The following is a 26,447-nucleotide window of genomic DNA, read 5'->3' on the forward strand; positions in this document are numbered from 1 at the left end:
GAGCTAGCAGGAGCAGGAATTCCGACTGCGGGAAGCCTTGCGCGGGATTTACTATCCGCTTGTTGACAATGTGTTTTCGGCCGACATTTGCGAATGCGGCGCGGCAGTCGTTGAAATTCGAACCAGGTGCGAGGGCGGCAGATGACGACGACCGATACGGAAGACCGCATTCGCCGGCGCGATGACGAGGAAGCGGATATTTACGACGAGGACGGCAATGTCCGCGGCGATTTCCTGGCGCTCGTCGGCGCCGCAATCGCCGATCGCGATACGCTGTTCCTGCGCCAGAATGTCGCCCGCCTGCATGAATCCGAAATAGGCGACCTGCTGGAATCGATCCAGCCGGATCAGCGGCTGGCGCTGGTGCGCCTGCTCGGCGAAGATTTTGACATGACGGCGCTGACCGAGGTCGACGAGGCGATCCGCCGCGAGATCGTCGACCAGATGCCGAACGAGCAGATCGCCGCGGCGATCGGCGAACTCGATTCGGATGATGCCGTCTACATTCTCGAAGATCTCGACAAGGAAGACCGAGAAGAGATCCTTGCGCAGCTGCCGTTTACCGAACGGGTGCGGCTGCGTCGGGCGCTGGACTATCCAGAAAGCTCGGCCGGACGCCGCATGCAGACGGAATTCGTCGCCGTGCCGCCATTCTGGACGGTCGGCCAGACGATCGATTACATGCGTGACGAGGAGAATCTGCCCTATTCCTTCGCGCAGATCTTCGTCATCGATCCGACCTTCAAGCTGCTCGGCGCCGTCGATCTCGATAAAATCCTGCGCACCAAGCGGCAGACGAAGATCGAGCAGATCATGCGCGAAACCAACCATCCGGTTCCGGCCGAGATGGACCAGGAAGAGGCCGCCCAGCTCTTCGAACAGTACGACCTTCTCTCTGCGGCCGTCGTCGACGAAAACGACCGACTGGTCGGCGTGCTGACAATCGACGACGTCGTCGACGTCATCCACGAAGAGGCGGATGAGGATATCAAGCGCCTCGGCGGCGTCGGCGACGAAGAACTGTCGGACAATGTGCTGTCGACGGCGCGCTCGCGTTTCCTCTGGCTACTCATCAATCTCGGCACTGCGATGCTGTCGGCAAGCGTCATCGGCCTGTTCGACGCCTCGATCGAGAAGATGATCGCGCTTGCGGTGCTGATGCCGATCGTCGCCTCGATGGGCGGCAATGCCGGCACGCAGACGATGACGGTGACGGTGCGCGCGCTCGCCACCCGCGATCTCGACATCTATAATGCCGGCCGCATCATCCGCAGAGAGGCGGGCGTCGGCATTCTCAACGGCGCCGTCTTCGCGACGATCATGGGCGCGATCGCAGCAGTCTGGTTTAACGACTATCAGCTCGGCGGGGTGATCGCGGCGGCGATGATCATCAATCTGATGGCGGCAGCGCTTGCCGGCATCCTGTTGCCACTGCTGCTCGACAAGATGGGGGCTGATCCGGCCATCGCCTCCTCGGTCTTCGTTACGACGGTGACGGACTGTACCGGCTTTTTCGCCTTTCTCGGTATCGCGACCTGGTGGTTCGGCATCTGAATGGCGGCCGAAATTGACTATTACGTAAAAGTCAATATTATTGCCGGTTCGACGACGGGGAACACATGCCGGTGAACAAATATTATAGCATAACGGAGCTCACGCGCGAATTCGGTGTCTCGACGCGCACGCTCCGATTCTACGAGGACGAGGGACTGATCCATCCGGAGCGGCGAGGGCGCACCCGCCTGTTCCGGCCGGCGGACCGACGGCTGATTGGCGAAATCCTGCGCGGGCGGCGGATCGGTTTCACCATCGCGGAAATTCGCGAGATCATCCAGGTCTATAAGGAGCCGCCGGGCGAACTAGGCCAGCTGAAGCTTCTGATGAAGCGCGTCGACGAGAAGCGCGAGGACCTGCGCCAGAAGCGCAAGGATATAGACGACACGCTGACGGAACTCGACAATATCGAGGAGGCCTGCCTCGGCCGCCTCGCCGAAATCGGCGTCACCACCTGACAACGGGGGCCGTGCCCTCGTCCGTCCCTATTCCGCCTCGGCGCTGCATTCGGTGACGAGCGTCTGCACCCGTTCATCCTTCTGGACGTCGACCTCGTTTGCCTGCAGTGGGATCAACAGGTTTTGGGCCTGCAATTTTCCGAGCGTACACTGGCAGAAACCGCGGCAGAGCGCTTCACCTTGCTGCATCACGCAAGTGGAGTTGCATTGCCTTAGGTAAGTTTCTGTCGGATCCGGCTTTGCCGGCGGGACGAGAAGGGAAAGCCCGTAGGCGACGGCGATCAGCACAGGCTGGTGGATGAGATAGAAGGCAAGGCTGTGGCGGCCGAGCCGCGCCGGCCACCAGGAGCCGGTGCCAAGGGCGGCAAGCCGGTGCGGCAGCCTGGTTCTGATGGCGATCGAGGCGAAGCTCAATCCGGCAAAGAAGGGCGTTGCCCAGGGAAACAGCGGCACGTAGTCGTTCGATCGTTGCGGCATTTCGGCAAGGCCGATCCAGGCGAGATATCGCGGATCGAAAAAGGACGAGCGCAGCAGGCCCGGCGTGCCGAAATTATCGGTGATCCAGGCGGCCAGGAGTGCCAATGTGACGACGAGCGTGACGGCGAGCGGCAGCCGGATGAAAATGATGCCGATGAGCGTGAGCACCGCGATGCAATGCAGAATGCCGAAATAGATCCACCCGTCCGGCATCGCGATGCGGGTGACGATCGAAATGGCGGCGGCTGCCGCGGCAATCATGCCGAAACGCTTCCAGAAGGACGGCCAGCGAATCGTCGGCGTGCTGGAAAGCACCAGACTGACGCCGACGATGAAGAGGAAGGTGGTGGCGATCGCCCGGGCATAGAACTTCAGCCAGCCGGTCTCGGCCGTGCCCGGCGCGAGATATCCCATGAACTCCATGTCCCAGGAGAAATGGTAGCTCGCCATGGCGATCAGCGCGATGCCGCGCGCCGTATCCAGTAGACCGATGCGTGGCGGCCTTGCCGCCGCATCGGCCTGAGCTGCCGGCATGGTCATCAAAGTCTCCCGGTCAGATCATTTCCGTCGTTCGACGGCATGTCGCGGCGAAGAGCGGAAAGGTGAAGATTGGATGGCGGGCCAGCATCCATGATCGCCAGCCGCGCCTCCGAGAAGAACTGCCGTCGTGTCAGCACGAAGATGACGATCGCTGTCGTCAGCATGAAGACATAAGGATTGATGAACCAGCCGAGATAGCCGATCGACAGGAAGATCGCCCTGAGGCCTTCGTTGAAATGGCTGCCCGCGATGACATTCATGCGGATCACCCGTTCGGCGGCGCGCTCGGCCGCGATGACGTCGCTCTCCGTGTCGCGCATCATCGGGATGGCACCGAAAAGGATGGTGCAATAGTTGAACAGCCGATAGGACCAGCCGAACTTGAAGAAGGCATAGCCGAATAGCGCTGCAAGCCCACCGACCTTCATCTCGAAGGCGGCATGGCCGCTGTGGAAGACGAAGGGCAGGTCGGCAAAGACGGCGTCGACCTTCTCCGTCGCGCCGAGCAGGGCGAAGCAGCTGCCGATCGCGAAAATCGAGGTGGAGGCGAAAAAAGCCGTGCCGTTCTGCAGGCCGGCCATGATCTGCGTGTCGATCATCTTAAGGTCGCGGCGCAGCGAATTGTAGATCCAATCTCGCCGCCGTTCGGTCATCGCATGGGTAAGGCTGGTACGGCCGAAGAAGGTGCGGCCCTTCAACAGCCAGGAATAACCCGCCCAGACACAGGCAAAGAAGGCCAGAGCGATATAGTCCGCCGTCGTCATCAACGATTCAGTCTCCGCATGAACGCGGCCACCTTACATATGCGCTGCAATGCTGCAATGACCGGTGAACGAGGCCCGCGCGCTTTATGCGCGTAACTCTGACAATCGAGTTCGATTTTCCGAGCGGAAAATGGCCAAGGCAACAGGAGGGAACAGGGCGCGTTGACGAGGTCAATTAGTTGCGCTAACGTTAGCAAAAAGGGAGATCAGCATGAAGGTTGTGCGTTACCGGTCCGTCGACGGAATTTATTATGGGGTCGAAAGTGAGGGCAGGATCGATCGCTTAGCCGGCGAACCGTTCGAACGTATCGAGCGGACGGGGAAGGAGGATCACCTTTCCGACGTCCGTCTGCTGTGCCCAGTGGAACGGCCCCGGATATTTGGGGTCGCTTACAATTACCGACAGCACACCGACGAGTCCGGAAAGGAGCAGCCGACGCTTCCGGTGTTGTTCATGAAACCCAGCACCGCGGCGAGCGGCAACGGAGATGCCATTGAATATCCGAGTGATGGCGAAATCGTCCACTACGAAGCTGAGCTGGTGGCCATCATAGGCAAAGGCGGACGCCACATCAGTAGGGAAGATGCGTTGCGGCATGTCCTTGGCTACACATGCGGAAACGATATCAGCGACCGCATCATACAGCGGCAGGAAAGCAAGTTTGGCTGCCTGCTGGCAGGCAAGGGTTACGACTCCTTTGCACCGTTGGGGCCGGCCATCGTTACCGATCTCGATCCGACGAATCTTGACGTCATCCTTCGTCAGAACGGCACCGTCAAACAGGCGGGAAATACGCGAGACCTGGTCTATTCCGTTGCTGACATCGTTGCTTATTTGAGCCGCTTCATGACGCTGTTGCCCGGTGATGTAATCATGACCGGTACGCCTGCGGGCGTTGGGCCGATCGTTCCCGGCGACGAACTCGAGGTGGAAATTCCCGGTATCGGTGTTCTGAAAAATCCGGTGGTTGCGGCACCGCACTAGCCGAATCTCTTGCAGGGGTTCCGCTGCGGCGCGAAAATTCTGATTGACCTCAGAATCACTAATGCTATTAATGCTAACGTTAGCACCTGCAGAGACTGGTTCCGCATCGGACCACGTTGAACAGGTAGATTTGTCAAGGCAAAGTTGAGGGTGGAGAAATGGCACGAGTAAAATATGTCTCGAATACCGAGTTGGCCGAGACGCAACCTGCGCTCAATGAGCGCCTGCTGAAGGAGAGGAAGGTTCCGACCGGAAACATCTTTCTGGCGCTCGCCAACGCTCCCGCGATCCTCGGCGATTTCCTCACTTATGCCAATGCGGTGCGGGCTGCTGACCTCAGCCCGAAGCTGCGGGAGATGGCCATCCTAACGGTCGGGTACTGCACAAACTCCGAGTACGAGGTGAAGCATCATCATTCTCATGGGCTCAAGGCCGGCCTGACGGAGGAGCAATTCCATGCAATTGCGCATTTCGAGACCTCGGATCTCTTTGACGAGCACGAAAAGGCAGTGATGGCCTTTGCCAAGGAGTCCACGCTGAACGTCGATGTTTCCGATGAAGTGTGGAACGGCGTCGCAAAGTTCCTGTCGGAAAAGCAGCTTGTCGAGCTCTCGATCAATGTCGCTTGGTACAATTCCGGTGTTCGCCTCATGGGCGCGCTGAAGATCGATCTTGAAGAGGGATATCGCTGAGCAGGCCGGCGGCGCCCAACCTGCGCCGCCTCGGCTTGCCGTATGGTCTTGGCGGCGCTCATCAAGATAATTCCAGAGCTTTCAGCGTCCGGCCCTGGATGCGGATGAATCGCAGCCGATCGAAGAGAGGTGCGTGTCACGGGACGGGCGCCTCTCTCTGATTCCGCTTGCTGCGAGAGATCGACCGCCACCGGCTTTTCACGGAGTGCCTGTGCTGCCGCGGATGACCAGGTGGGGCGGAGAGATGAAGCTGTAGGGCCTACTGAGATCACCCTTGTTCTGAAGGTGGTGCAGGAACCAAAGCCCGCAGGCGGTTGCCAGCTCCGAAACGGGCAATTGGACCGTCGTCAGTCCCGGACCCCACCATCGGTACCCAAGCTCATCACCAAATCCGACGACCGAAATATCTCGGGGAACGCTCAGGGCCTGGTCCTGGATTTCGTCAATGACTCCGGAGGTATTTTGCACCGCGCCGATCACAAGCGCCGTCGGTCGATCCTTTTGGGAAAGAAGGCGACGCACGGCCTCCCGTCCGAATTCCGGCGAGGAGGGCGCGCCAAGCTCCTCATGCACGGTGATCGCTTGACTGGAGCTTTTCACCGCGTCCCGGAAACCCTGCACGCGAGCTGCGCCGGTGGGCAGTTCTTCCGTGCCGCCGATGTAAGCAATCCGTTTGTGACCTGCGTTGATGATGTGTTCCGTGCTCTCGTAAAGCGCCCGTCTGTCATCAATCCCAAACCATTGGTCGCCGAGCAGCGGTGCTCTTCGCAGCAATTGGATGTGAGGTGTCATCTTCAGGATTCGCGCGGAATCGGGATGGGGTTTTGCGCTAGGGACCAGAATGATCCCGGCGACGTTGACGCTCGTTAGTTCCTTGATGTGGCGAAGCTCGTGCATTCTGTCGTCATCGGTTTCGCACAAGGTCAGCTGATAGTTCGCCGAAAGAAGGCACTGCGAGAGGGCGTGGGCAATCGTCGAATAAAAGCTGTTCCGGATATCTGGAACGATCAGCCCGACGAGATTACTCTGCACCCCGCGCATCATGCGAGCAGCACGATTGGCAACGTACCCCGCTTGCGCTGCGGCTTCATTCACCTTTCGCTTCATCTCAGCGCTGATGCGGCGATCGTCGGCAAGAGCGCGGCCCACGGTCGAGGGGGAAACTTGAAGTATCGCCGCTATGTCTTTAATCGTTACCATTGTGCTTGGCTCGGAATGATTATTTTGGCCAACGATAGCACTGACATCGCAGTTGTCAAACCTCTCATACCGTTTAAGTAGCAATCATTTAATTTCGTCCCTGACGCCCGGGCGCGGCGGCCAATCGCCATGTAAAATAAAAAGCTTTCAGATGCTTAATCTTCTCGAACGGGCTTAACGCACCGGTGGTTCTGCGCTCGCAGAGGCGCTTGACGATCAATTAACTTCTTTAAAGCCGTTGACATGAAGGTCATACTGTGGGACGAATGTTTGTGCAAACGTTAGCGCAAACGGGAGGAGGCATAACGTGGATATTCTGGTGTTCCCGGCGTTGATCATCATGTCCGCAGAGGGACGTAGATCCTCATGACCGTCGCTCTTTTCCTGCAATCCGCTGTTGGCGGCGTCTTGTTGGGTGGAATCTATGGCCTGCTGGCGATGGGTCTCAGCCTGAGCTGGGGCCTGTTGAAGCTTGTGAATCTCAGCCACTTCGCGCTCGCATTCCTCGGTGCCTACTTGACCTACCAGCTCGGCACGGTCCATGGCGTTCCGGCATATTTGAGCGCTCTTCTGATCGCTCCGTTGTTCTTCGCGCTCGGCATTGCGCTGCACAGCGTGTTCGTGCGCTTCAAGGTGAAGGAATTCGCCTCTCTGCTGGTGACCTTCGGCGTCACAATCCTGATCGAGTCGTTGATCCAATGGATCTGGTCGGCCGATTTCCTTCGCTACGAAACGCCCTATGCGCAGACCACCGTACGGCTCGGCCCGATCTTCGTGCCCGTATTGGAGCTTTCTGCGTTTGCCTGCGCCGGGGTGCTTGCCGGAGCGGCCTGGTACGCGTTGAACAAGACAATGCTCGGCAAGGCATTGCGCGCCGCCGCCCATGACGCTCCCGTCGCGTCGGCTTTCGGAATCAATTCCACGCGCGTGTCATACATTCTGGCTGGCCTCTGCTCGGCGACGGCGGGGATCGCCGGGGTCTTTATCGCCCTGATCGGAACTCTGGCTCCATCTCAAATCGAGGCTTGGATCGGGGTGGTATTTGCTGTCGCCATCATTGGAGGATTGGGCAGCCCTATTGGCGCGCTGGGCGCCGGAATGCTGATCGGTGTGGCCGAGAGCCTTACCATGTCCGTCGTGAACCCCGCTTGGGCGCCGCTCGTGGCATTCAGCGTGCTCATCGTCATCCTCCTGCGCAAACCGGTGATTTGACCATGAAAAAGCTCCTAATTACAGCACCCGTCGTGGCGGTCCTGGCCTCGCTGCCTTACCTGGGAATGGCGGATTACTACCTTTCCTACCTGTACATCATCTTCTTTTGGGTCGTCCTGGCTACGAGCTGGGGCATCCTCAGCGGTTACACCGGCTACTGGAGTTTTGGTCACGCCGCATTTTTCGGCATTGGGGTCTACACAACGGCCACGCTGACGACGCAGTTGTCATGGCCCTTCGTGGCAACGATACCTGCTGCGGCACTGCTTGCGGCCGCGATCGCCGTCCTGATTGGCTTGGTGGTCTTTCGCTCCGGAGCTCTGCGCGGCGAGTTCTTCGCGCTGCTGACGCTGTCGGTAACCTTCGTCATTGCGGCCATTGTGTCGAACACCGCGCTGGATTCGGGCACGGGCGTATTCCTCTCGGGAATCGAAATCCCAATGATCGGCGCGACGGCGTCTGGCTCCCTCTATATGTTCGGGCTTATCGCGGCTCTTGCTGCGCTGGCGTCCTCCTATTTCGTCTTTCACAGCAAGTTCGGCCAGGGCCTGCTTGCAATCCACGACGATGAAGATGTCGCAGAGGTGAAAGGCGTTCCGACGTTCCGCTACAAGCTGATGTCGTTTGCGATCTCGTCGGCGCTTGCAGGCGCAATGGGTGCAATCCACGCCGTCTATGTGGGCTACGTAACGGTTGGCGAGACGTTCGCGGTGACCGTTCCTCTCTATGTCGTGCTCATGAGCATTCTCGGCGGAGCGCGCCATTGGGCTGGACCTGCAATCGGCGCGGTCATCATCACCGTGCTGCAAAGCGCCATCGTCAGCGGCGCTCATGCGGAATTCGGCCGTGCGGGTGTGGCTCTCGCGCTGATCATTGTCATACTGGTGCTGCCGTCCGGCATTGTTCCCAGCCTTATCCGTCGGTTTGCCGACAAGCGCAGCGGAGCTGGCGCACAGGAGGCGAGTGATCAGGCCGCTGCGCGGTTCACGCCTTCAGCCCCGGCAGGTTCCGGTCCGGTGCTTCTCAAATGCGAGGATGTCACTAAGTCCTTTGGCGGCATCCGTGCCTTGACCGGCGTGACCCTGGACGTCTGGCGGGGTGAAATTCTCGCCCTGGTCGGGCCAAATGGCTCCGGCAAGTCCACACTGATCAACATGATCAGCGGCCATTACGCGATGACCTCCGGCAAGATCACGCTGGAAGGCGAGGAGATCTCCGGTCGATCACCGCATCTGATCGCGCAGCAGGGCGTGGCGCGTACCTACCAGATCCCGCGCCTGTTCGATAATTTGACCGTCCTCGAAAATGTTCGGCTCTGCGCGAAATTTGGCAGCGCAGACGGCATGGGCGTGGATGCGGTCGACGCTGTCACCAGGGAGGCGCTCGCCTTCACCGGCCTGGCTGATAAGGCCGACGTGCTTCCGGAAGCCTTGAACCTGCATGACCGAAAATTTGTCGAATTCGCCAGAGCGTTGGCCGCAAAACCACGTCTGCTCCTGCTCGATGAGGTGCTTTGCGGCTTGAATCCGGCCGAGGTTGACCATGCGGTCGAAATGATCAAGCGGATCAAATCCGGCGGCACGACGATCATCTTCGTCGAACACCTCATGCGTGCGGTTGTCGCACTGGCGGACCGTGTCGCAGTGCTGGATCAAGGCAAGGTACTGGCGCTTGGGCATCCAGGCGAAACGATGCGAGATCCGGCAGTGGTCAGCGTATATCTGGGAGGCACTCATGCTGCTTGAGGTCGATAAGATCGAGGTCGGCTACGGAGACGCGATCGCTCTGTGGGACCTGTCTATCAGCGTAGGGCCGGGCGAGATCGTTTCGGTCGTCGGCCCGAACGGAGCGGGAAAGACGACGCTGGTAAATGCCATCGCCGGCATTCTTCGGCCGCACAAGGGAACGATCGTCATCGAGGGCAACGACGTTTCCAAAGTGCCCAGCCACCGGGTCTGCGATTACGGCATAGCCGTGGTCCCGGAAGGGCGGCGCCTCTTCACAGCGATGACGGTCCTGGACAACCTGTTGCTTGGTGCCTACCGCTCGCAGGCTCGTGCGGAGCGCGATGCCACGCTCGCAGAGGTGTTTCAGCTTTTCCCTGTTTTGAAAGAGCGCCAGGATTCGCTGGCCGGCTCCTTATCGGGTGGGCAGCAGCAAATGGTTGCGATCGGCCGCGGGCTGATGGCCAAGCCGCGCGTGCTTCTTATGGATGAACCGTCGCTCGGGCTGTCGCCTTTGATCGTCGGAGAAATGTTCAAAATCGTCCAGATGATCAACGAGCGGGGCGTAGCCGTGCTGCTCGTCGAGCAGAATGTGAACAAGGCGCTTGAAATTGCCCATCAGGCCTACGTGATCGAGCAAGGCCGCGTGACGGCCTCCGGAGCGCCCGAAGTTCTCATCAATGATCCAAGCATCAGGGAGGCCTATCTTGGTATCTGAAAAATCGAGCGGGAGTGTTCCCGTGCATATAAGGCGCGTCGTGACGGAGCACGGCAGTCAGGGTGTTGCCAGGTTCGCCGAGGACGGCGCTGTTCCGCGCACCGACATATTCAGGACGGTTCCCGGACTGGTGTCGCGGATGGTCTGGTCGACCTCGGCTTCAACGGCAGTTCCATTCAACGGAACCGATCCAACTCCGCTGGTGACGAGCTTCGTTCCTGAGCCGGGCGAAACGCGCTTTTTAGTGCTAACGTTCCCACCAGACTCCGTTTTTATGTCTCCGGATTTCGATGGTCCGGCGGCTATGGCGGAGAACCTTGCGGTCAGCCCCGGCTTGGCCGAACGTTTCGAGCCGGATGGCAAACATCAAACGCCTACCGTCGACTATGGCATCGTTCTCGACGGCGAGATCTGGATGGAGCTCGACAATGGTAATGAGACCCGCTTGGTCCAGTTCGACGCCTTCGTGCAGAACGGCACACGCCACGCCTGGCGAAACAAAAGCGACAGGCCGGCAACCATCGCCGTGGTGCTGGTTGGCGCACGGACCCCCGATACGACGGATTAACGATGACGGCCTATGAGCCTCGATGATCCAATATTTCAACCTGACTTTGTGGACCAGCTGAACATGATGAACACCGAAATTCGAAAAGTGCAGGGCCGTCGCGTCTGGGATTCCCGTGGCAGGCCCACCGTTGAGGTAGAAATCGAGCTCGCCTCCGGTGCCACGGGCAGGGCTATTGCCCCGGCTGGCGCATCGACCGGCACCGGCGAAGCTCTCGATCTACGCGATGGCGGCAGCGCCCTTGCCGGCTTGGGCATCAACAAGGCCCTCTCCGCCGTCAACGGGGAAATTGCCAAACTGCTGGTTGGCCGCGATGCCAAGGATCAAGCCGAGCTAGACCGCGCGATTATTGAGCTCGATGGCACACCGAACCGGAGCAGACTGGGTGGAAATGCATCGGTCGCAACGTCGATGGCGCTGCTTCACGCCGCAGCGGCTGCGGCCGATCAACCGATCTGGCGGTATCTCGCAGGCTCCGGCAACGCCATAACCATGCCACTGCCGGAAATCCAGATTTTCGGTGGCGGAGCGCACGCGGCGCGCCGGGTAGACGTCCAGGATTTCATGATCATGTGCCCCGCCGCCTCGACTTTCTCGGAAGCCTTGGAATGGACTGCCGAGGTCTATCGCGCTGCGGGCGACCTCATGAAACGCGCCGGCAAACTTCAGGGCGTGGCGGACGAGGGAGGTTACTGGCCAGCCTTCACCAGCAATGAAGAGGCTCTCGATGCCCTTGTGCGTTCTATTGAGGCTGCCGGTCTGAGGCCCGGCGGTGAGGTCGCGATATCGCTTGATATCGCGGCTTCCGAATTCGGCCGAGAGGGCAAGTATTCGCTAGCACTGGAGGATCGGCAGCTCGATACGGCCAAGATGATCGACATGCTCGGCGGCTGGTTGAAGGCCTACCCGATCGTCTCCATCGAGGACCCGCTCGCCGAGGACGATGCGGACGGTTTCAAGGAATTCACCGCCCGCTACGGCTCCAGATGCCAGATCATCGGCGACGACTTCTTCGTGACGAACGCGGCGCGGGTAAGCGAAGCGATCAAGGATAAAAGCGCCAACGCTGTTCTGATCAAGCCGAACCAGGCCGGTACCATCACCGAGACCTTCGAGGCGCTCTCCGTTGCCAAGAAGGCGGGCTTTCGGACGATCGTTTCGGCGCGATCCGGGGAGACGGAAGATGTGACGATCGCCCATCTGTCGGTCGGCTGGGATGCCAAGCAGCTCAAGGTCGGATCGTTCTCCCGCTCCGAGCGAATGGCCAAGTGGAACGAGGTTCTTCGGATTGAGGAGGCGCTTGGAAAAGAAGCTTCGTTCGCTGGCTGGTCGGCGCTAGACTTGGCTGAAAGGCCGGCCGCCGTTGCCGCCGTAGGCTAGGATTTTTGATGGGCCGTATGCGCGTCTTGGCAAAACAGGCATTGACAAAATACCCGGCCCTTTTATGCTAACGTTAGCAAAACCAAACGAGGATAACATGCTTCCGGCTGTTAATTTGAAGCCTCCCTTCAACATCACGCGCTTCAGTCACGTCGTGCTTGAAGTCAATGATGTGGGATGCAGCCGAGATTTCTATGTCAATATCGGCGGCCTCGTCGAAACAGAATTCGCGGACGGTGTTTCCTACCTCCGCGGACTGTCCGAGGCCTGCCATCACAGCCTCGTGCTCACACCCACTGGCGGCAAGCCGACATGCAGGCGGATCGGGTACCGGGTGTTCCTGGAGGAGGATCTCGACAAGGCCAAGGTCTTCTTCGAGGAGAGGGACCTTCCGGCGGAGTGGGTCGAGGTTCGAAATCAGGGCCGCACGCTGCTTGTCAGTGATCCCTCGGGCGCTCGCATCGAGCTTTGCTCCAGCATGAGCGTCCATCCGCGGAAATTTCTCGCCGTGCACGAACATCGTGGGGCTCGAGCCCAGGGCCTCGACCATTGCCAGATCATGGTTGCCGATCCGCTGGCTCTGAGCGCGTTCTACGGCGAACTCGGCTTTCGGACTTCGGAATATATAGCAGCGGGCGACACTCTTATTGCGAACTTCATGTATCGCAAAGGTGTCTGCCTCGACCTGGCCTTGGTGCCTGGCATCGGCCCGCAGTTGCACCATTTTGCCTATACAGTTCCCGAAAGCAGCGACATCTTCGCCGTGTGCGACTTTGCCAGCCGTTACGGATATGGAGACAGCGTTGAGCGCGGGCCCGGGCGTCATGGCCCATCGGGAGTCCTGTTCGTCTATCTGCGCGATCCCGATGGACACCGGGTGGAGTTCTTCAACAATCACTACACCACGATAGATGCGGAATTGGAGCCTATTCGCTGGGACGCGGCATCCCTAAGCACCAACGTGCATTGGGGGATGCCAGCCGTCTCGAAGTGGTTCTTCGAGGCCAGCGAATTTACGGGAGTGCCACTGGAGCATCCCGAGAAAATGCCGAACCCGATGACGCTGGAACGCTACGCAGAAGGGCTCGTAAAGAGCTGAGACCTGCCGCCGGGCAAGAGACTGACGCGCTACGAGACTCGTAAGCGCGATGACATGCCGGAAGCACTTGGGAGGATGAGATGAGTGCAAATTCCATCAAACTGAATAGACGTGCATTTCTCGGCTCTGCAGCCGCTGTGGCAGCTTTCAGCTCGATGCCTAGAGTTTTCGCCCAGGAGGGTCCGATCCGCGTCGGCGGAACGCTGCCGTTGACCGGTCCGCTTGCGGGCGTCGGCGCAATCCATAAGCTTGCGGCCGAGGTGTTCGTCGAACAGATCAACGCCAAAGGCGGTATTCTCGGACGGAAGGTTGAGTTCGTCCTTCTCGACGATCAATCGCTTCCCGCCAATGCGCGCACGCTTTATGAGCGCCTGGTGACGGCCGATAAGGTCGATCTCCTGATGGGGCCTTACGGCACCTCCTCGATTATCGCAGCCATGGGTGTTGCCGCTCGTTTCAAGAAGGTGCTCGTGCAGAGCAGCCTTGGCGACCCAAGCCTGGCACCCTATCCGCTGCAGTTCCCCTCTCTTCCGATCGGGGCCGAGCCGCAATTGACCGACACCGAGGTCGTTCTCGATGCCTATGCCAGCCTGCCGACCCCTCCCAAGACGATCGCCTTCGTCACCAGCAAATTCCCGTCCGCGCTGACGATCGCCAAGGGCGGTCAGCAGGTCGCGGAGCAACGGGGCATCAAAAGCGTGCTGGACCTCGAATATGAATTCGGCACGAAGGACTTCGGCGCAATCGCGAACCGCATCAAAGCGGCTGATCCGGATCTGCTGTGGTCCGGTGCGATCGGTATGGAGGCAGTGCAGCTTCTCGATGCCATGAGCCGGATCGATTACCAACCAAGGAACCAGTTCTACCTGTTCCCGGCACCCGGCCCGACCGCAGCCCACCCCAAAGCGAATGGCTTGACCTCGCTGACCTGGTTCGAAGAGCACGAACCATTCCTCAAGTATCACGGCGCCCAGGAGTTCGTAAGCGCTTATGGCAGTAAGGCGAAGGCGGCAGGCTTCCCCTATCCGCGCACCGAATATCAGGCCGCCGTCGAATATGCTGCGTGGCAAATCCTTGCGGCAGCAGCCGAAGGGGCAGGGAAGCTGGACGACGCCGCGATGGCTGCATGGTTGCGCTCGAATGCGGTCGAGACGGTCGTCGGGCCAAGGACTTTCGACGGCAAGTTCAATGCTGGGAAGCCATCGACAAAGCTCAAGCAGGTTCAGGGGAAGGACTGGGTGACTGTCTGGCCGGCGGACTTCCGACCGGCTGGAAAGGAGTTCCTGGTCCCCTGACGAATGCCGCTCGGCACCGCAGCGCACCTGTCTGAAACTAAAAAAATGCATTCGGTCGGGCACGGTCCGACCGATGTCCCATGGAGGAGTTAATGGTTAAAACTATGATCGCTGCTCGGCTGCATGCTCTGCATCAGCCGATGTCGCTGGATGAGATTCCGGTTCCCGCACCCCGGCCCAACGACGTCCTGGTGCAGGTCAGGGCTTGCGGTATCGTGCCCAACATGGCCAACGTCATCAATAATTGGCCAACCTGGTTTCCCCACCAGCCGCTGCCGAAGTTTCCGGCAGTGTTCGGCCTGGATCCGGCCGGGGTCGTCGCCGAAGTCGGCGAGGCGGTCACCAATGTCAAGATTGGCGATCGTGTCTATGTCAGCCCTCTGCGGTCCTGTGGTTCCTGCAAGGCGTGCCGGTCAGGCAACCGCAGCCAATGCCGCTACTACACCTTGAATGGGTACTTCAGCACCAGCCGTGATGGTCAAAGGATCTTCGATCTTTATCCCTATGGCGGCTTCAGCCAGTACATGACTGCCCCGGAATATTCTCTCGTATGCCTGCCGGACAATCTCAGCTTCGAACAGGCCGGCCGTTTCGGCTACCTCGGCACATCCTACGGCGCCCTGAAGAATGCACAGGCCGGGCCCGGCCAGGTCTGCCTCATCGACGGGATTACCGGCACGCTCGGCGTCGCGGCCACCAAGCTCGCTCTTGCAATGGGCCTCTCCAAAATTCTCGGCACCGGCAGAAACAAGGAACTGATGGACCGCATAAAGGCCATCGCTCCCGACCGCATCGATACGATTATGCTCGGTGAAGGCTCGACCGGAGAATGGGCGAAGGCTCAGACCGGCGGCGAGGGAGTGGATTTCGTCATCAGTGCGCTGGGGGCGAGAGCTCCCGCTACGACTGTGGTGGACTCCATGCGCGGCGTTCGTCGAGGCGGCCGTGTGGTTGTCGTTGGTGGTGTCGCGGAAGATGTTCCGGTCGACGTGAAGTGGCTGATGGACGAGCAGGTTCAGCTCATCGGCTCCAACTGGTTCAGCGCTGCCCAGGGGCAGGAGATGGCAGACATGGTCCGCACCGGCGCGCTCGATCTCTCCTATCTCGAGCACAAGATCTATCCGCTCGAGCGGGTGAATGAAGCCATCTCCGGCATCGGCGAACGCGATGGCGGCTTCAGCAACTATGTGGTCATTCCTCCGGTTCCTGCCGCTTACCAATAACAATCACCGGCGCCGGTTGCGACCGGCGCCGCCCTCACGCGGAAAGAGAGAACATGTCCAAGAAAGATATCGCGGTCCTGGTTGGAAGCCTTCGTCAGGCTTCGGTCAACCTGAAGTTTGCCCGTGCAATGCAGAAAGTAGCGCCCGATGGGCTGAACCTGGAAATCGTACCGATCGGCGACCTTCCGCTCTATAACCAGGACCTCGAGACCGAAACGCCGCCGGTGGAATGGACGACCTTCCGCGAGCGCATCAAGGTTTGCGACGGAGCAATCTTCGTGACGCCGGAATACAATAGATCCGTACCCGCGGCATTGAAGAATGCGATCGAAGTCGGCTCTCGACCGTTCGGGAAAAGCGTATGGGATCATAAGCCCGGTGCGGTGACCGGGGCTTCTCCCGGTCTCATTGGCGGCGCTGCCGCAGCCCTCCAGCTCCGGGTTATCCTGACCAACATCAACGTGCCGACCATGCCCCAGCCTGAAGTTTACCTCAGCACGGCCGACAAATTGGTGGGCGACCATGGGGTATTCCTCAATGAAGGAACCCAGAAGTTCATCGAGAGCTTCCTGATTGCGTTCGAAGGCTGGGTCGCCCGGTTCTGAGCCGCAGCAGAGCAAGACTTCATCGGCCATCGCGAACACAGCGCGGTGGCTTTTTCATTTTCATTTGAAGTGGAAAGGGTGCCGCTCCCGAAACGCCTGGCTTACTTACGAAAACCAGGCCTGCGCCAGGTCAGCGAGCTTTTGCGGAGGCGAGGCGATCAACGGGATGGCGGCTTTGCGGATAGCTTCGCGCTGGCATTCCTCGGTTATGTATTCGACGGGCGATTTGCCGTCGACCCGGGCGAGGAAGAGTGCGGGCAGCAGGCTTGCGGCCCGAGCCTCGAGAGCGTCCCGATCCTCCCAATCGACCTGATCCATGTAGGCTGCGGTCAAATCCGAAAATGACGATGCGAGCTCAGATGCCGCCTTTTCCGCTACGATCTTCTTCAACAACAGATGGTTCAGGCAGAAGGCCAGGTCGAAAGCCGGATCACCGAACCAGGCGCATTCGGCATCCAGGAACACAGGTCCGTTCTTGCCCAGCAGGATGTTCTTCGGGCTGACGTCGCCGTGGACAAGCGCCAGCTTTGTTTCGGCCGTGCGCTGAACTAGCTCGGCAAGGCGATCGCTGACGAAGGGATGTTTGGCGGCAGTCGCCACCAGGTAGGGCTCAAGCCGGAGCGCATAGAAATTCGGTCCAGAGTCAAATTTGTCCGATAAGCCCGATGTGCGGGCGCTGACGGAATGGATCTGTCCGATCCGCCGGCCCGTGACCTCTGCTGCCATTCGGTCGACGCTTCCTTGAAGCAGGCTGGTCTTCCACAGCGGATACTCGTCGCTGGGCAGAAACTCCATTGCGAAAATACCACACGACTCGTCGTGCGCGAGAGGCTTCGGAACGGCAGAAGGGAAATGCTCCGCCACGAAGGAAATCCAGTTCCATTCGTATACATTTCTCGACACCGGCGCTTGCCAATCGGCAGATACTTTAAGCTTGGCCAGTGCGCGTTTCACGCAGATGAGCCGGCCAGGGAGCTCCACGCGGTAGATATCTGAGGAAACACCACCCGTCAGGGGCTTGTAGATCGCCTCCTCGGAAGTGCTCTTCAGGCCGCTCTTCAGTAAGAAATCGTCGAAAATCGTCGTCTCGGCTACAGACATAAAACCATTGTCCTTGCTGCGTTAGCGGCCGGGGTTGTTGCGGGCTTGTTCGGGCATCTCTCCGCAGAGAACCCTGACGACCTCCTCCGCGGCCCGGCGACGCAGTTCGATCAGCGAAGCATCCGAGGAGAAGGCGACATGCGGCGTGATCATCGCGCCGGGGTGAGCGATCAGCTCCGCCGGCACGTGTGGTTCATCCTCGAGCACATCAAGGCCGACACCGCTCAGAATGCCGGACGCCAGGCCCTCGATTACAGCGGCAGTATCCACGACGCCGCCTCGGCTGACGTTGATAAGCAGACTTCCGCGACGCATCTTCGAGATGGCGTCTTTGTTGATCAGATGACGCGTCGCCGGCGAAAGCGGCGCATGGACAATGACGATATCGCTCTTGGCCAGAAGCGTATCGAAGTCGGCAAGCTCCACATCGGCGGGGACATTGGAGGCATGGGGATCATGCGCCACTACGCGGCATCCCAGCGCCTGCATCTTTGCTGCCGTCGCGCGGCCGATGCGACCGAAGCCAATGATGCCGCAACTCAGCTCCGAAAGCCTGCGGAGATTTGCCGAAGCGGGATCCCAGCGGCCTTCGCGAACTTCGCGATCAAAGTGGAGCAGTCCGCGGGCCCAGGCAATTGCAAAACCGATTGCGTGGTCGGACACTTCTGCGACGCAATAGTCGGGAACGTTGGTGACCCAAATTCCTCGCTCGGTCGCCGCATCGACTGCAATATTGTCCAGGCCTACACCGAGGCGAGCGACGATCTTGAGATTGGGAGATGCAGCGATGGCCCTCTCGCTGACCCGGGCCCAACAAGTCAGGATCGCTTGCGGCCGATGCTCTGCAGCCAAAGCGTCGATCTCGGCAGAGGGCAATGGCTCGGCAGGGCCGCTGATGAGGACAAATCCAGCCCTCTCGATCACCTCCCGCTCCACCTTGTCATCCGGCCAGGCGTAGTCCGTCAACAGCACGGTCCGTGTCATGATTTCCTCCCATTTTGTGCGAACGTTAGCGCAATAGTTTCACCGAGGTCAAGAAAAAAGGTGTATGCGATCCGCATTGGCGGTTGGCTACCCGCTGTTTCGTAGGCCGGCGGCAATTCCGTTGATTGTCAGGTGCAGGGCTTCTTCGGTGTCCTGATCTCGTTCTCCGGCACGGTGGCGGCGAAGAAGGTCGATCTGCATGTGATTAAGCGGATCGAGGCATGGAAAGCGATGATGGATCGACTGTTTCAGCGCCGGATTGTTCTCCAGGAGCGAGGCCTGATCGGTTATGCCGAGCAGGGCAGCCGTTGTCGCCTCCCATTCGTCTTTTATGCGTGCGAAGATCTTCTCATGCGCGGATGCGTCAGGAGCGAGGTCCACGTGCCGCGCCGCGATCGCCATGTTGGTTTTGGCCAGCACCATCTCCATGTTCGCGATCAGCGTCTGGAAGAAGGACCAGTCCCGATGCATCCTTTGAAGGGTCCGCAACCCGTCCGGTTGTCCGGACAGCCATTGTCTGACGGCCGAGCCAAATCCAAACCAGCCCGGCAGCATGATACGGCTCTGCGACCAGCCGAACACCCAGGGTATCGCGCGGAGATCTTCGATGCGTCGAGACGAGCTGCGTGAGGCCGGGCGGCTGCCAATATTCAGTTTTGCGATTTCGCCGATGATCGTGGTTTCCCAGAAGAACTCTTCAAATCCCTCGGTTTCGTAGACCAACGAGCGATAGATACCAAAAGCCAGGTTGGACAGCTCCTCCATGGCGCCGATATAGTCGGGATCCGGTTCTTGTGCGTCGGAAGGCAGCAAAGACGCTTCCAGCGTCGCGGCGATAAGCAGTTCGAGATTTCGGCGACCGAGTGTTGGATTGGAATATTTCGCTGCAATCACTTCGCCTTGCTCGGTCAGCCGGATCGAGCCGGCAACGGCGCCGGGGGGCAGGGCGGTGATGGCCTCATAGCTTGGGCCGCCGCCGCGGCCGACGGAACCGCCGCGGCCGTGAAACAGGCTGAGGCGGATCCCTTCACGTTCAAAGAGCTGAATGAAGGCCATCTCTGCCTTATAGAGTTCCCATCCCGAAGTCAGATAACCGCCATCCTTGTTGCTGTCGGAATAGCCGAGCATGATCTCCTGTTTGCGGCCAAGTGCGCCCAGATACGCCCGATAGGCTTCGATGGCCAAAACTGTCCGCATCACCTCATGCGACCTTCGAAGGTCCGAGATCGTCTCGAACAGCGGTATGATGTTGACGGAAGCTGCTTCTGGTTCATCGGGCCGGAACAGCCCCACCTCCCGGAACAGAACCATGACCTCCAGAAGGTCGGAAGGGCTTCCGGCCTTCGAGATAATGTAATTCGGGACGCTGGCGCGGCCGTAGCGCTTATGGGCTTCGGCGGCTTCACGCAGAACGGAAAGCTCCGACATGGTCTCGGCCGAATAGGTCTTAAGCGGTGTAACCAGCAGCTGGGAGGACCGTAGTTCCTCGGTGAGCAAGCGGATCTTGTCGTTCTCGGCGAGCGCCTCGTAGCCTGTTCCGGGGCGCACCTTCTCGAAAAGCTCATGAACTACACGCTCGTGAACCTCTGAATTCTGTCTCAAATCGAGGCTGACAAGGTGAAAGCCGAAGACTTCTATGGCGCGTTGGAGGCTGCGCAGTTTTCCAGCGGCGATCTTTTCTGCGCCATTGGTTATCAGGGATTTGCTGATCGTCGCCAGGTCTTCGGAGAATTCGGCGGGGCTCCTGTAGGAAGAGGCGGCGGCTACAGGCTCGCGAACCAATTCCGTGCTGCCGAATTTGCGGGCCGTAGCCGCCAGGCGAGCGTAGATGCCTGAGATCGCCAGGCGATATGGCTCGTGCCGGCGCTGCTCCGATCTATCGGGAGAGTCAGTGGCGAGGCGCTGAAGGTCCGGCGAGACCTTTACATACCGATCATCCAAGGAAAGTTCGGCGCCAAGGCTGTGCAGCTCGCCGAGATAGAAGGAAAAAACCCTCTCGCTATGCAGCCGGAGCGCCTCCCGCAGGGTCTCGCCATTGACATAAGGGTTGCCATCCCGGTCGCCGCCGATCCAGGAACCCATGCGCAGGAATGGCGGCAGCGCGTCCTGGCCAAACCTCCAGGGTGAGCCTCGAAGTTGATTTTCGAGATCCTCATAAACTTCCGGGATAACGTGGAAAATCGTGCTGTCATAATAGGACAGGCCGTTGAGGATTTCATCCACGACCTGCAGTTTCCGTCCTCGCAAGCTGTTCGTTTGCCAAAGGGTCGTCGTCGCTCTTTCCAAATCCTGCTGATATCGATCCACCTCCTGCGCAGTCAGGCCGGCCTGGTCGAACCGGCTCAAGCATCGTGCAAGCTCCTGCTCGATGTCGATAACGCTTTTGCGCCGAACCTCGGTGGGGTGTGCTGTAAATACAGGCGAGACCACAGCTTCAAAAAGCAGGTTGCGGACTGCTTCCGCCTCTATCCCGGCGGCAGCCAGAACGGAAAGCGATCTGGCAACCGTCCCCGGCATGGCGGGTTCGCCATCGACGATGCTGAGGCGCTGCACTCGGGCGTGATGAGCGTCTTCTGCGATGTTCACGAGCTGAGAGAACTGGCTGAACGCGCGGACCACGCGCTTCAGAGTGCGCGGAGGCATGTCAGCGCAGAAGGGAGCAAGATTGTCGTTCAAACCCGCGCTGGTCTTTCTGCGGCCTGTCAACGAAAGACTGCGGACCTGTTCCACAATCTCGCGGACCTCTTTCCCGTCGCTGGCTTCAATAGCCTCACACAACAGTCGGCCGAGAAGCTGAACGTCTTTGACCAAGGTTCTGGCCGTCAGGCGTCTTCCCTGCATGCCTGCTGTCCTCGATTGAAGATGCAAATGCCTATTCCTTGTGCTAACGTTAGCATAGACTGACAGGATTTGGCTGAAGTGTCAAGAACGCGTGCAATCGGGCATGCGTGAACGGTCGAATGGGTGCGTTACAGGCTGCTATTGCAACCGCATTGGCATCAATCGGCAATGCCTTTCTGGTAACGCGCGACTTCTTCCAGAAGCCATGCGCGAAACGCCGCGACAGGACGGAAATCCTTCCTGCCGAGTGGGGCGACCGCATAATAGGCGCTGGGGCTTTTGACCTGATGCGGAAAGGCTTGAACAAGCTGGCCATTCGCAAGTTCGGTCTCGATGAGGAAAAGCGGCATCAGGGCGAGCCCCAGGCCGGCAATGCAGGCTTGGGCCACGTTGCTGAACTGTTCGAACCGCATGGCCTGCGATGGGGTGCCGTTGACCTCGAGGCTCTCGAAAAAATGGCTCCACGCACCCGGACGGGACGCCATCTGCAACAACGGAAGGCGAAGCAGATCTTCAGGCGTCGATATGGAATGCGAACTCAGAAAAGACGGTGACGCGACCGGTGCCACCATCTCCTCCATGAGAAAGGTGCTTTCCGCACCCGGCCAATCAGGCTGGCCGATATGGATCGCCATATCGATGTCGTCGCGGTCGAAATCGAACATTCCTATGCGCGTTGCGAAGTTCAACGTGATCTCCGGATGTCTGGCGACAAACTGCGGAATGCGTGGCATCAGCCAGCGTGTGCCGAATGTTGGCAGGATGGCGAGATTGAGTTGGTCATTATGCTGTTTGGTCATGGCGTGCAGCGAAGCGGAGCGGATTTCCGCCAGAGCGTTGGCGATAGCCCGCGCATAATCAGCGCCGGCCTCTGTGAGAATGACGCCGCGGCTGGTGCGCTCGAATAGTAAAACGCCCAGTTGTTCTTCCAATCCGGCAATCTGCCGACTGATGGCTCCCTGAGTCAGGGAAAGTTCCTCAGCCGCCGCAGAGAAGGTGTTCAGCCGCGCGACGGAATCGAAAGCTGCGAGAGCGGAGGTCGAGGGAAGGAGTTTTCGAGAGAGGTTTGCCATTGGCTATTACTAGAGCTCATAGGGCGATGAGTAAAGCTCGCTTTGTCAATCGCGAAAAAGCGGCTTTAATCCCATCAAATTCGAATTGCCAAAAACCTCAACGGGAGGATGACGAACTTGGCCTTTTCTTGGAATGACCCCTTTCTGCTCGACGACCAGCTGACCGAAGATGAACGGATGATCCGCGAGTCCGCGGCGGCTTTCGCAGAATCCGAACTCCTGCCGCGTGTCCAGGAGGCCTATCTCGAAGAAGCGACCGACCCCGAATTGTTCAGGTTGATGGGGCAGACCGGCCTTCTCGGTGTTACGCTGCCGGAAGAGTACGGGGCCGCGAACGCATCCTACGTCGCTTATGGCCTGGTCGCTCGCGAGGTCGAGCGCATCGACTCCGGATATCGCTCGATGATGAGCGTGCAGTCCTCGTTGGTCATTTACCCGATCTTCGCCTACGGCTCCGACGAGCAGAAGAAGAAGTACCTGCCGCGCCTCGTTTCGGGTGAGCTGATCGGCTGTTTCGGCCTGACCGAGCCTGACGCCGGCTCCGACCCCGGCGGCATGAAAACCCGCGCCGAGAAAATTGCGGGCGGCTACCGATTGCGCGGCTCGAAGATGTGGATCTCGAACTCGCCGATTGCCGATGTCTTCGTCGTCTGGGCAAAGTCTGAGGCTCACAACAACGAAATTCGCGGTTTTGTTCTCGAGAAGGGCATGAAGGGCCTTTCGGCTCCGAAGATCGGCGGCAAGCTTTCGCTGCGTGCCTCGATCACGGGCGAAATCGTGATGGATGGTGTCGAAGTCACCGAGGATGCGCTTCTGCCCGGTGTTTCGGGTCTCAAGGGACCGTTCGGCTGCCTCAACCGCGCCCGTTACGGTATCTCCTGGGGCGTCATGGGAGCTGCCGAGGACTGCTGGTTCCGCGCTCGCCAATACGGTCTGGACCGCAAGCAGTTCGGCAAACCGCTTGCAGGTATGCAGCTTTATCAAAAGAAGCTCGCCGATATGATGACCGAGATTACCCTCGGACTGCAGGGCTCGCTTCGGGTCGGACGCCTGATGGATGAGCACAAGATGGCCCCGGAAATGGTCTCGATCGTCAAGCGCAACAATTGCGGAAAGGCGCTTGAAATAGCGCGGCACGCTCGGGATATGCACGGCGGCAACGGCATTCAGATCGAATACCATGTCATGCGCCACGCGCAGAACCTGGAGACGGTCAATACCTATGAGGGCACCCACGACGTCCATGCGCTGATCCTTGGCCGCGCCCAGACGGGCCTCCAGGCTTTCTTCTGATTGCCGCAATCCGTTCGGCGCAGATCGACCTTCCATCTCTGGATCAACGAGAGGCAGCATGCCTATAGCGAATAAGATTGCGACCGTCGCCGTCATTGGCGCCGGCCAGATGGGAACCGGGATCGCGGAAGTCGTGGCGAAACATGGGTATGAGGCCCTGGTTTACGATCTCGACAAAGATCGGATCCGCGCGAGCCTCGAAGCGAGTACCGGATATTTCGGACGTCAGGTCGAAACCGGTAAAATGCCGGGCGAGGCGGCTGAGCAGGCGACCTCCCGGATCAAGGGCGCGTTCTCCCTCCCGGAGCTGGCGAAGGCCGATTTGGTCGTCGAAGCGGTCAGCGAGAATGAAGACATCAAGAGGAAGGTTTTTGCGGATGTGTGCCCCGTCCTCAAGCCCGACGCGATCCTGGCGACGAACACGTCGTCGCTCTCCATAACGCGGCTCGCCGCGTCAACCGACAGACCCAATCGTTTTATAGGGATACACTTCATGAATCCCGTACCGGTTATGAAGCTGGTCGAGCTGGTCCGCGGCATCGGAACCGATCAAGAAACTTTCGCCACAGCCAAGGCTTTCGCCGAATCCATCGGCAAGACCGTCACTGTCTCCGAGGATTTTCCGGCTTTCATCGTCAACCGCGTTCTCATCCCGATGATCAACGAAGCGATCTACACCCTGTATGAGGGTGTCGGAAACGTGGAGGCCATAGACACCGGCATGAAGCTTGGCGCCAATCATCCGATGGGGCCGCTCGAATTGGCCGACTTCATCGGTTTGGACACATGCCTTTCCATCATGCAGGTCCTTCATGAGGGGCTGGCTGACAGCAAGTACCGCCCGTGCCCGCTGCTGGTCAAATATGTCGAAGCCGGCTGGCTCGGCCGTAAGGCGCAACGCGGGTTCTACGACTACAGGTACGTTCCGGCTCGGCCAACTCGCTGATCCCATCCTTTCCAATATCGAGATTTATCAGGCATTCATCATGACCGAAGAACACGTAGACGATAGTCGGGAGAGCATGGAATTCGACGTGGTGATCGTCGGCGCCGGTCCTGCCGGTCTTTCCGCGGCGATCCGGCTGAAGCAGGTCAATCCGGAACTATCGGTCGTCGTGCTGGAGAAGGGCTCGGAAGTCGGCGCTCATATTCTCTCCGGCGCCGTCGTCGATCCTGTCGGTATCGACCGGCTGCTGCCCGGCTGGCGCGATGAGGCCGATCATCCCTTCAAAACTGAGGTGACAGACGACCATTTCCTGCTGCTCGGCCCGGCCGGCTCGATCCGCCTGCCGAATGTCATGATGCCGCCGCTGATGAACAATCACGGCAACTACATCGTGTCGCTTGGGCTTGTCTGTCGCTGGCTGGCGGGCAAGGCGGAAGAACTCGGCGTCGAGATCTATCCGGGCTTTGCCGCCGCCGAAGTGCTCTACGACGACAAGGGTGCGGTGATCGGCGTTGCCACCGGCGATATGGGCATCGAGAAGAACGGCGAGCCGGGGCCGAACTACACCCGCGGCATGGAGCTGCGCGGCAAGTACACGCTGATCGGCGAGGGTGTGCGCGGCTCGCTCGCCAAGCAGCTGATCGCTAAGTTCGACCTGCAGAAGGACCGCGAGCCGCAGAAATTCGGCATTGGCATCAAGGAGCTCTGGCAGGTCAAGCCCGAGCACCACAAACAGGGTCTGGTGCAGCACTCGTTCGGCTGGCCGCTCGGCATGAAGACCGGCGGCGGCTCCTTCCTCTATCACCTCGAGGACAATCTGGTGGCGGTCGGCTTCGTCGTCCACCTGAACTACAAGAACCCCTATCTCTACCCCTTCGAGGAGTTCCAGCGCTTCAAGACCCATCCGGCGATCCGCGGCACTTTCGAAGGCGGCAAGCGGCTCTCTTATGGGGCGCGCGCCATCACCGAGGGCGGTTATCAGTCGGTGCCGAAGCTGTCCTTCCCCGGCGGGGCGCTGATCGGCTGTTCGGCCGGTCTCGTCAACGTGCCGCGCATCAAGGGCAGCCACAATGCGGTGCTGTCGGGCATGCTGGCGGCCGAGAAGCTGGCCGCTGCCATCACAGCCGGCCGCAGCCATGACGAAGTCGTCGAGATCGAAAACGACTGGCGCCAGGGCGACATCGGCCGCGATCTCAAGCGGGTCCGCAACGTCAAGCCGCTGTGGTCGAAGTTCGGCACCGCCCTCGGCGTGGCGCTCGGCGGTCTCGACATGTGGACCAATACGCTGTTCGGCTTTTCCTTCTTCGGCACGCTTGGTCACGGCAAGACCGATGCGGCCTCGCTGGAGCCGGCCTCGCAGCACAAGCCGATCGCCTATCCGAAGCCGGATGGGGTGCTGACCTTCGACCGCCTGTCCTCGGTGTTCCTGTCGAACACCAATCACGAGGAAGACCAGCCGGTGCATCTGCAGGTCAAGGACATGGGCCTGCAGAAGAGCTCCGAGCTCGGCATCTATGCCGGCCCGTCGACGCGTTACTGTCCGGCCGGCGTCTATGAATGGGTGGAGAAGGATGGCGACAAGAGCTTCGTCATCAACGCCCAGAACTGCGTGCACTGCAAGACCTGCGACATCAAGGATCCCAACCAGAACATCAACTGGGTGCCGCCGCAGGGCGGCGAGGGACCGGTCTATCCGAATATGTAGCCAAACGACG

23 protein-coding genes are annotated in these 26,447 nt (G+C 59.6%); 16 read left to right on the forward strand and 7 right to left on the reverse strand.

Annotation, left to right across the window (positions count from 1 at the left end):
- Positions 1–141: 141 nt before the first annotated feature.
- Positions 142–1,554 carry a magnesium transporter gene (mgtE, locus tag A7X77_RS26465; protein WP_064685814.1) on the forward strand — a complete coding sequence of 471 codons (1,413 nt, stop codon included), beginning with the start codon at positions 142–144 and terminating at the stop codon, positions 1,552–1,554.
- A 65-nt stretch (positions 1,555–1,619) separates the two neighbouring features.
- Positions 1,620–2,012, forward strand: a complete 393-nt coding sequence (locus A7X77_RS26470; protein WP_011425479.1) for a MerR family transcriptional regulator — start codon at positions 1,620–1,622, stop codon at positions 2,010–2,012.
- A 27-nt stretch (positions 2,013–2,039) separates the two neighbouring features.
- Here the strand turns inward: A7X77_RS26470 and A7X77_RS26475 are convergent, their stop codons facing one another.
- Positions 2,040–3,029: a heparan-alpha-glucosaminide N-acetyltransferase gene (locus A7X77_RS26475; RefSeq protein ID WP_064685815.1), complete on the reverse strand. Its 990-nt coding sequence runs from the start codon at positions 3,027–3,029 to the stop codon at positions 2,040–2,042.
- Positions 3,029–3,793 (reverse strand): DUF599 domain-containing protein, encoded by a 765-nt coding sequence (locus A7X77_RS26480; RefSeq protein WP_064685816.1) that lies wholly within the window; start codon positions 3,791–3,793, stop codon positions 3,029–3,031. The genes A7X77_RS26475 and A7X77_RS26480 overlap by 1 nt, the downstream gene beginning before the upstream one ends.
- Before the next feature lie 211 nt (positions 3,794–4,004).
- On the opposite strand from A7X77_RS26480, the gene A7X77_RS26485 reads away from it, so the two are divergent.
- The gene (locus A7X77_RS26485; protein WP_064685817.1) at positions 4,005–4,778 is read left to right on the forward strand and encodes a fumarylacetoacetate hydrolase family protein; all 774 of its coding nucleotides are present in this window, start codon (positions 4,005–4,007) and stop codon (positions 4,776–4,778) included.
- A gap of 158 nt (positions 4,779–4,936) precedes the next feature.
- Positions 4,937–5,470, forward strand: a complete 534-nt coding sequence (locus A7X77_RS26490) for a carboxymuconolactone decarboxylase family protein (RefSeq protein ID WP_064685818.1) — start codon at positions 4,937–4,939, stop codon at positions 5,468–5,470.
- 198 nt (positions 5,471–5,668) lie between these two features.
- Here the strand turns inward: A7X77_RS26490 and A7X77_RS26495 are convergent, their stop codons facing one another.
- On the reverse strand, positions 5,669–6,670 hold the full coding sequence (locus A7X77_RS26495; protein WP_064685819.1) for a LacI family DNA-binding transcriptional regulator: 1,002 nt from the start codon (positions 6,668–6,670) through the stop codon (positions 5,669–5,671).
- A 366-nt stretch (positions 6,671–7,036) separates the two neighbouring features.
- Between A7X77_RS26495 and A7X77_RS26500 the strand changes: the two genes are divergently transcribed.
- From A7X77_RS26500 to A7X77_RS26540, 9 genes are all read left to right on the forward strand, one after another.
- On the forward strand, positions 7,037–7,882 hold the full coding sequence (locus A7X77_RS26500) for a branched-chain amino acid ABC transporter permease (protein WP_245293799.1): 846 nt from the start codon (positions 7,037–7,039) through the stop codon (positions 7,880–7,882).
- A gap of 2 nt (positions 7,883–7,884) precedes the next feature.
- Positions 7,885–9,627, forward strand: a complete 1,743-nt coding sequence (locus A7X77_RS26505) for a branched-chain amino acid ABC transporter ATP-binding protein/permease (protein WP_064685821.1) — start codon at positions 7,885–7,887, stop codon at positions 9,625–9,627.
- Positions 9,617–10,324 carry an ABC transporter ATP-binding protein gene (locus A7X77_RS26510; protein ID WP_064685822.1) on the forward strand — a complete coding sequence of 236 codons (708 nt, stop codon included), beginning with the start codon at positions 9,617–9,619 and terminating at the stop codon, positions 10,322–10,324. The genes A7X77_RS26505 and A7X77_RS26510 overlap by 11 nt, the downstream gene beginning before the upstream one ends.
- Complete coding sequence (locus tag A7X77_RS26515; protein WP_064685823.1) at positions 10,314–10,892, forward strand: cupin domain-containing protein; 579 nt, start codon at positions 10,314–10,316, stop codon at positions 10,890–10,892. The genes A7X77_RS26510 and A7X77_RS26515 overlap by 11 nt, the downstream gene beginning before the upstream one ends.
- Before the next feature lie 63 nt (positions 10,893–10,955).
- Entirely contained in the window at positions 10,956–12,272 is a 1,317-nt protein-coding gene (gene eno / locus A7X77_RS26520; RefSeq protein WP_064685887.1) for a phosphopyruvate hydratase, read from the forward strand.
- A gap of 97 nt (positions 12,273–12,369) precedes the next feature.
- Positions 12,370–13,371, forward strand: a complete 1,002-nt coding sequence (locus tag A7X77_RS26525; protein ID WP_064685824.1) for a VOC family protein — start codon at positions 12,370–12,372, stop codon at positions 13,369–13,371.
- Positions 13,372–13,451: 80 nt separating this feature from the next.
- Complete coding sequence (locus tag A7X77_RS26530; RefSeq protein WP_197486898.1) at positions 13,452–14,666, forward strand: amino acid ABC transporter substrate-binding protein; 1,215 nt, start codon at positions 13,452–13,454, stop codon at positions 14,664–14,666.
- A gap of 104 nt (positions 14,667–14,770) precedes the next feature.
- Positions 14,771–15,889 (forward strand): alcohol dehydrogenase catalytic domain-containing protein, encoded by a 1,119-nt coding sequence (locus A7X77_RS26535; protein ID WP_197486901.1) that lies wholly within the window; start codon positions 14,771–14,773, stop codon positions 15,887–15,889.
- A gap of 53 nt (positions 15,890–15,942) precedes the next feature.
- A complete protein-coding gene (locus tag A7X77_RS26540) occupies positions 15,943–16,494 on the forward strand; it encodes an NADPH-dependent FMN reductase (RefSeq protein WP_064685826.1) in 552 nt (183 codons plus the stop codon).
- Between the two features lie 105 nt (positions 16,495–16,599).
- On the opposite strand, the gene A7X77_RS26545 is transcribed toward A7X77_RS26540, so the two are convergent.
- From A7X77_RS26545 to A7X77_RS26560, 4 genes are all read right to left on the reverse strand, one after another.
- Positions 16,600–17,595, reverse strand: coding sequence for a phosphotransferase family protein (locus tag A7X77_RS26545; protein WP_064685827.1), 996 nt, complete (start codon positions 17,593–17,595; stop codon positions 16,600–16,602).
- A 21-nt stretch (positions 17,596–17,616) separates the two neighbouring features.
- Positions 17,617–18,579, reverse strand: a complete 963-nt coding sequence (locus A7X77_RS26550) for a C-terminal binding protein (RefSeq protein ID WP_064685828.1) — start codon at positions 18,577–18,579, stop codon at positions 17,617–17,619.
- An 87-nt stretch (positions 18,580–18,666) separates the two neighbouring features.
- Entirely contained in the window at positions 18,667–21,420 is a 2,754-nt protein-coding gene (gene ppc, locus A7X77_RS26555) for a phosphoenolpyruvate carboxylase (RefSeq protein ID WP_064685829.1), read from the reverse strand.
- A gap of 158 nt (positions 21,421–21,578) precedes the next feature.
- Positions 21,579–22,493, reverse strand: coding sequence for a LysR family transcriptional regulator (locus A7X77_RS26560; protein WP_064685830.1), 915 nt, complete (start codon positions 22,491–22,493; stop codon positions 21,579–21,581).
- Positions 22,494–22,601: 108 nt separating this feature from the next.
- Here A7X77_RS26560 and A7X77_RS26565 point away from each other — a divergent pair, with 108 nt between their 5' ends.
- The 3 genes from A7X77_RS26565 to A7X77_RS26575 are packed head-to-tail and all read left to right on the forward strand — an operon-like array spanning position 22,602 to position 26,437.
- Entirely contained in the window at positions 22,602–23,786 is a 1,185-nt protein-coding gene (locus tag A7X77_RS26565; RefSeq protein ID WP_064685831.1) for an acyl-CoA dehydrogenase, read from the forward strand.
- 58 nt (positions 23,787–23,844) lie between these two features.
- On the forward strand, positions 23,845–24,732 hold the full coding sequence (locus A7X77_RS26570) for a 3-hydroxybutyryl-CoA dehydrogenase (protein WP_064685832.1): 888 nt from the start codon (positions 23,845–23,847) through the stop codon (positions 24,730–24,732).
- Positions 24,733–24,772: 40 nt separating this feature from the next.
- Positions 24,773–26,437, forward strand: coding sequence for an electron transfer flavoprotein-ubiquinone oxidoreductase (locus tag A7X77_RS26575; RefSeq protein WP_064685833.1), 1,665 nt, complete (start codon positions 24,773–24,775; stop codon positions 26,435–26,437).
- The last annotated feature ends 10 nt before the right edge of the window (positions 26,438–26,447 follow it).

Origin of the sequence: Rhizobium bangladeshense (genome assembly GCF_001662075.1) — a bacterium.
GTDB classification, from domain to species: domain Bacteria; phylum Pseudomonadota; class Alphaproteobacteria; order Rhizobiales; family Rhizobiaceae; genus Rhizobium; species Rhizobium bangladeshense_B.